Origin of the sequence: Pseudomonas sp. FeS53a (assembly GCF_000931385.1) — a bacterium.
GTDB lineage: Bacteria > Pseudomonadota > Gammaproteobacteria > Pseudomonadales > Pseudomonadaceae > Metapseudomonas > Metapseudomonas otitidis.
The window spans coordinates 1-6,585 of the sequence record NZ_JYFT01000033.1 but is presented as its reverse complement, the minus strand read 5'-3'; the positions used below and the strand labels follow the sequence as shown (position 1 = coordinate 6,585).

Below are 6,585 nucleotides of genomic sequence, written 5' to 3'. Positions count from 1 at the left end.
GGATTCTCCTCTCGATCCGTTCAGACGCGATCATCACTGCACCCGGCCCAACCTTGTGAATGCGAGCTCGAAGCTCTGGATACCGTTCGGGCTGTTCGAGTGAGTGTGGAGGGGCGGAGCACTATCTACGTTGCAGGCTCGCGGCCTAAGGGTGGGCACGGCTTCCTATCCCTCCCCCGATGATCAGTCGGGGACTATGCCCCTGGGGTGGGGCTGTAGTCGAGATACAAGGGTGGGCTTCAGCCCACCGACGGAGTCACGGTTGGCCCCGAAAACGGACCGGCGGGCCGCCGCTCAGGCGCCTGGGCACCGTCCGTAGGATGCGGTGAGCTGTGCGAACCGCATCGAACCCCGGGCGCCCGGCAACGATGGGCTTTGCACAGCTCAGCCCATCCTACGCTTGCCTCTGCGCACCGATTCGTAGGGCGGGCCTCAGTCCACCGACAGGAACCCCCACGGGGCGCGTCCGTCAGGCGCTCTGGCGTTCTGGCGCCGCGTCGGCCTGGTCCCGCTCGACGATGATCTCGATCAGCGCCCGCGCCGCGGGGGAGAGGCGGTAGCCGGTGCGGGTGACGATGCCGCAGCGGGCGGAGAGGCTGTCCAGGTTCTCCGGCAGGTTGCGAAAGCCCAGCAGCGCCAGCTCGCCGCGCTCCAGGTGGGGCGCCAGGGTTTCCAGCATGGCCAGGCCCACCGCATCGGTCTGGCTCACCACTTGCACCAGCGCGGGCACGTGTTCGCATTCCACGTTGAGGCTGAAATCGGCCTTGCCGCTGAAGCCGGCCAGCAGCTTGCGCACCCCCGCCGGCAACCGCGTGGCGGCCAGCGGGTAGTCGAACAGGTCGTTGGTGGAGAGGCTGTCCTTGGCCAGCAGCGGATGCCCCGCCCGGCAGAAGAAACGCCCCCGGCGCGGGCTCAACTCGCGGGTCTGGAAGTTCGGGTCGGTCTCGAACTGGCGGATATCGGCGATGAAGAACTCGATCTCCTCCCGCGCCAGCAAACGGCCCAGGGTCTCCCAGTTGTTCACCTCGAAGCGCGCATTCACCCGTGGATGGCGGCGGATGAACGCTGCCAGCGCATCCGGCACCAGGCTCGCCGCCGGCGCCGGGCCGCAGCCGAAGTGCAGCTCGCCGGCGTCCAGCTTGGTCATCTGGTTGATCTCGTGCACCAGGTTGCTGGCGCCCTGCACCAGGCGCAGCGCGTGCTGCAGCACCACCTGGCCCTCCGGCGTGGGGCGCAGGTCCTTGTTGCCCCGGTCCACCAGCTGGCAGCCCAGCGCCTGCTCCAGGCCCTGGATGCTGCGGCTGAAGGCCGGCTGGGTGATGCCCATGGCATCGGCCGCGCGGACGAAGCTGCGGTATTCGATAAGGGCGACGAAGTAACGGAGTTGGCGCAGGTCCATACATGCTCTTCCGGCATCGAAAATATAGGGCGAAGGCATTTGCCGGCCTCTGGGGGCTGGTTTTAAATGCAGGCTCTTATTCCGTCAACGAAGCTTAAATATATAAATAAGATTTAAATGGAATAAGCATATGGCCCAGCCCAGAGGGGGACCTGCACCATGAAACCGCTTGCCATGCCCATCGCCTTGCCGCCGTGCCCGTGCCCCATGTCCGTCCGGATGGGGTGTCGCTGAGGCACCGCCCCGGCGGCTGAGTGCCCCGCGCCGCCCCCGCACTCCCTGAACACCGTGCCGCCGTTGCCCGCCTGGGTGACGTGGCCCCGCTCGGCCCGGCGCCGGGCCCGATGCCAAGGAACCGATCATGAGAAACCGCCGTACCGCCTTGCGACCGCCCTTCACCCTGCGCCGCCTCGACGCTAGCCTGGCCCTGCTGCTGGCCTTCGGCAGCGCCCCCGCCTGGGCCGCCGAGCGGCCTGCCGACAACCCGAAGGCCGAGGAGGACGTGGCCCTGCAGAAGGTCACCGTCACCGCCCGTCGCCGTGAGGAAAACGCCCAGGACGTCCCCACGCCGATCACCACCCTGGGCGGGGAAAACCTCGAAGCCCAACGCATCTACAAGGTGCAGGACCTGCAGCAGGTGCTGCCCAGCGTCAACGTCGCCTTCATCCATGCCCGCCAGTCCAGCGTCGCGGTGCGCGGCATCGGCAACAATCCGGCGAGCGACGGCCTCGAAGGCAGCGCCGGGGTCTACCTCGACAACGTCTACCTCGGTCGCCCGGGCATGGCGGTGTTCGACCTGCTGGACATCGAGCAGCTGGAACTGCTGCGTGGCCCCCAGGGCACGCTGTTCGGCAAGAACACCACCGCCGGCGTGCTCAACATCAGCACCCGCGCACCCACCTTCAGCCCCGAGCGCACGGTGGAGGTTTCCGGCGGCCAGGACGGCTACTTCCAGGCCAAGGGCACGGTCAACGGCGCCCTCACCGAAACCCTCGCCGCCCGCCTGTCGGCCTACCGCACCCGTGACGACGGCTTCATCAAGAACATCCACGACGGCAACGACCTCAACGGCGGCGCACGCCMGGGCGTGCGCGGGCAGTTCCTCTTCGAGCCCAACGAGGACTTCAGCCTGCGCTGGATCAACGACTACAACGAGGAGGATTCGAGCACCGGCACCATGGTGGTCTACGGCGCGCCGGCCCGTTACTGGCAGCGCGCGGCCCTGGCGGGTGCCTCGCCGGTGCGCGACCCGGACGACAAGAAGGTCAACATCGACGGCCGCCAGAACGTCAGCGTGCACCAGGGCGGCAGCTCGGTGGAAGCCAACTGGAATCTCGCCGGTGGCTACAAGCTGACTTCCATCAGCGCCTACCGCTACTGGCACTTCACCCCGGCCAACGACGAGAGCCTCAACGTGCCGGCGCTGCTCAACACCGGCGTGGAAGTGCACGACCGCCAGTTCTCCCAGGAGATCCGCCTGGCCTCGCCCACCGGCGGCGCCTTCGACTACGTGGTCGGTGCCTACGTGTTCAACCAGAACTTGGGCAACAAGACCTTCACCGACTACGGCTCCCGGGCCGACCTGTTCCTGCTCGGCGCCAACCTGGGCGCCATCAACAACGTCAGCACCCAGGCCAACGGCAAGATCGAGACCGACAGCTACGCGCTGTTCGCCCAGGGCACCTGGCACCTCACCGACCGCCTCGACTTCACCGCCGGCCTGCGCGGCACCTACGAGGAAAAGGACGCCAACGTGCAGCGCTTCGCACCGGTCGGTGGTGCGGCGGTGACCGGCCAGGCCGCCGCCATCCGCGCGGCGCAACTGGGGGCCTATGACTCGGGCGACCTCAGCCTGCACAACGCCGCGCCCTCCTTCCTGCTGAACCTGGCCTACAAATTCGACGACGACCTGCTGGGCTACGCCTCCCTGGCCCATGGCGAGAAATCCGGCGGGGTGAACCTGGCCGTGGGCTCGGCCCCGGTGGCCGGCGCCGACTCGCTGTTGGTCGGCCCCGAGCGCGCCAACGATGCCGAACTGGGCTTCAAGAGCACGCTGCTCGACCGCCGCCTGCTGCTCAACGCCAACCTGTTCTGGACCGGCATCCACGGCTACCAGGCCACCACCCTGTACCAGGCGCCGGGCTCCCCCAACGTCGTGCAGGTGCTGGCCAACGCCGGCAGCGTGCGCTCGCGCGGCCTGGAGTTCGAAGCCACCGCGCTGCCCGTGCGCGGCCTGACCCTGAACTTCAACGGCTCCTACAACGACGTCACCTACCTCAGCTTCAAGGACGCCCCGTGCCCCGGCGAGGTGAGCACCGCCCCCGGCGCGCCGGCCACCTGCGACCTCACCGGCGAACGCGTGGTCGGCGCCTCGAAATGGATCGCCAACCTCAGCGGCGAATACAAGTGGCAGCTGGAGAACCGCATCGAGCCCTACCTCACCGCCAGCTATTCGTACCGTTCCGAGGCCGAAGGCACCCTGGACAACTCCGACCTTTCCAAGATCGACGGCTACGGCCTGGTCAACCTCTCGGCCGGCGTGCGCCGCGACCTGGGCGACGGCCAGGTGGACGCCTCCATCTGGGTGCGCAACGCCACCGACACCGACTACTACCTGAGCGCCTTCGCCTACCTGAACGGCGCCTACACCGCCTCGGTGGGCGCCCCGCGCACCGCCGGCGTCTCCCTGCGCTACGACTTCTGACCCCCAGCAGCACCCACCCAACGCGAGGACCGCACCATGAGCAACGCAGCACTGGCCAGCCAGCAGCCCGAGATCCAGCTGGACATCCACCCCATCGCCGGGCGCATCGGCGCCGAGATCCGTGGCATCAGCCTCTCCGCCGAGCTGGATGCCGCCACCGTGGACGCCATCCAGGCCGCCCTGGTCCGTCACAAGGTGATCTTCTTCCGTGGGCAGACGCACCTCGACGACCAGGGCCAGGAGGCCTTCGCCAAGCTGCTCGGCGACCCCGTCGCCCACCCCACCGTGCCGGTGCGCGAAGGCACCCGCTACCTGCTCCAGCTCGACGGCGCCGAAGGCCAGCGTGCCAACTCCTGGCACACCGATGTGACCTTCGTCGACGCCTACCCCAAGGCCTCCATCCTGCGCAACGTGGTGGCCCCGGCCGCCGGCGGCGACACCGTCTGGGCCAACACCGCCACCGCCTACAACGACCTGCCGGGCGAACTGCGCGAGCTGGCCGACAAGCTCTGGGCCATCCACAGCAACGAATACGACTACGCCGGCGTGCGCCCCAATGCCCCGGTGGAAAAGCTGGAGGAGTACCGCAAGGTGTTCACCTCCACCGTCTACGAGACCGAGCACCCGGTGGTGCGCGTGCACCCCGTCAGCGGCGAACGCAGCCTGCTGCTGGGGCATTTCGTCAAACGACTCAAGGGCCTGTCCCAGTCCGACTCGGCGCACATCTTCGCCGTCCTCCAGGGCTACGTGACGCGCCTGGAGAACACCGTGCGCTGGCGCTGGCAGCCCGGTGACGTGGCCATCTGGGACAACCGCTCCACCCAGCACTACGCCGTCGACGACTACGACACCCAGCCGCGCATCGTCCGCCGCGTGACCCTGGCCGGCGACGTGCCGGTGGGCATCGACGGCCAGCGCAGCCGCACCACCCGCAAGGGCTGACCCCGCCACCCTCCGCCGGGCGACGCTCGTCGCCCTGCGGCTCCCCGGTCTCGTTCGCGATCAGCACCTGCATCGCGGTTGAACCACCTCCACACCCCTGTCATGCATCGATGCGGTTCGCCGAGCTCACCGCATCCTACGGGCCCGCTCCGTCCGCAGGATGGGCTGAGCTGTGCGAAGCCCATCGTTGTGGCTGGCTGCGGATCGGTGGCGTGGACCTCGCTTCAACGATCCCCGCCGTAGCCCGGACTTCAGTCCGGGAGGCCCCGCTCCCCGACCTCGGGGCTGACGCTTCGCGAGCAGAGCTCGCTCCCGCGGTTGCGCCCATCGCGGTTGAAACCGCTCCCACTCGCACGGGGGTATTCGATGAATCCCGTGCAGCTTCCCGGGCTGAAGCCCGGGCTACGGTAGCCCCTGCTGTCACGCATCGATGCGGTTCGCCGAGCTCACCGCATCCTACGGGCCTGCTCCGTCCGTAGGATGGGCTGAGCTGTGCGAAGCCCATCGTTTTGGCTGGCTGCGGATCGGTGGTAGGGACCTCGCTTCACCGATCCCCGCCGTAGCCCGGACTTCAGTCCGGGGAGGCCCCCGCGACTCGGCCTCGGGGCTGATGCTTCGCGAGCAGAGCTCGCTCCTGCGGTTGCGCCCATCGCGGTTGAAACCGCTCCCACTCGCTCGGGGGTATTCGATGAATTCCGTGCAGCTTCCCGGGCTGAAGCCCGGGCTACGGTAGCCCCTGCTGTCACGCATCGATGCGGTTCGCCGAGCTCACCGCATCCTACGGGCCCGCTCCGTCCGCAGGATGGGCTGAGCTGTGCGAAGCCCATCGTTGTGGCTGGCTGCGGATCGGCGGTGTGGGCCCTACTTCACCGGTCCACCGCTGGCGCCACCTGCAACACCGCGGGTGGGCGTGAAAAGCGACGTCCACCCGACACGGCGTTCATCCCAAACCGTCGCCTGCGCGGTCTTTCGATGCCTTCCCGGCATATTTTCAATGCCGCCAAAGCATCGGTTTTTAAAACTCTTTATTAATCAATTATTTAGAAATTTATATTCCCTAAAGTAATTACAAAATCATTAAAAATTACTTTATGGGATAAGCCTCCGAACCAATCATTCCCGCCGTGGCCGACCGCTCTGGATCGGCCCTCACGCGGCCCAGCCGCCCGTTTTCGTTCACCGGCCCCGGCCGGTTTCTTCAACCAGGAGTCCTGCCGATGGGCAATGTCCTCAAGGCCGACAGCGCAAGTGGCCTGCCGTGGCCTGATGTGCGCGCGCCGGGTGAGGTGCGCGACCTGGGCGTGCAGGTGCGCCAGGCGCTGGCCGCCTCCCGCTTCCGCAGCGGCCAGGCCCGCGTGCTCGGTCGCCGCGAGGCATGGCTGCTGGGGGCCTTCGCCCTGGTGCTGCATGCCGGCGTCCTCTACTGGGTCAGCAGCAAGCCCACGCCGCCGCTGCCCGAGGTGCCGCCCCAGGTGCCGCCGATGACCATCGAATTCACCACACCGGCCCCGCCCGTGGTGGAGCCGCCGCCCCCTGAGCC

At 67.8% G+C, this 6,585-nt stretch carries 3 protein-coding genes and 1 pseudogene; 3 read left to right on the top strand and 1 reads right to left on the bottom strand.

Features of this window, described 5'->3' with window-relative positions:
• Positions 1-469 precede the first annotated feature (469 nt).
• Positions 470-1,399, bottom strand: a complete 930-nt coding sequence (locus SZ55_RS09175) for a LysR family transcriptional regulator (protein ID WP_044404533.1) — start codon at positions 1,397-1,399, stop codon at positions 470-472.
• Positions 1,400-1,760: 361 nt separating this feature from the next.
• On the opposite strand from SZ55_RS09175, the gene SZ55_RS09170 reads away from it, so the two are divergent.
• The 3 genes and pseudogenes from SZ55_RS09170 to SZ55_RS09160 form a co-directional block, all read left to right on the top strand.
• The gene (locus SZ55_RS09170; RefSeq protein WP_044404530.1) at positions 1,761-4,103 is read left to right on the top strand and encodes a TonB-dependent receptor; all 2,343 of its coding nucleotides are present in this window, start codon (positions 1,761-1,763) and stop codon (positions 4,101-4,103) included.
• 36 nt (positions 4,104-4,139) lie between these two features.
• Positions 4,140-5,045, top strand: a complete 906-nt coding sequence (locus tag SZ55_RS09165) for a TauD/TfdA dioxygenase family protein (protein WP_044404528.1) — start codon at positions 4,140-4,142, stop codon at positions 5,043-5,045.
• A 1,217-nt stretch (positions 5,046-6,262) separates the two neighbouring features.
• Positions 6,263-6,585: pseudogene (locus SZ55_RS09160) on the top strand (energy transducer TonB); the annotation flags it as partial.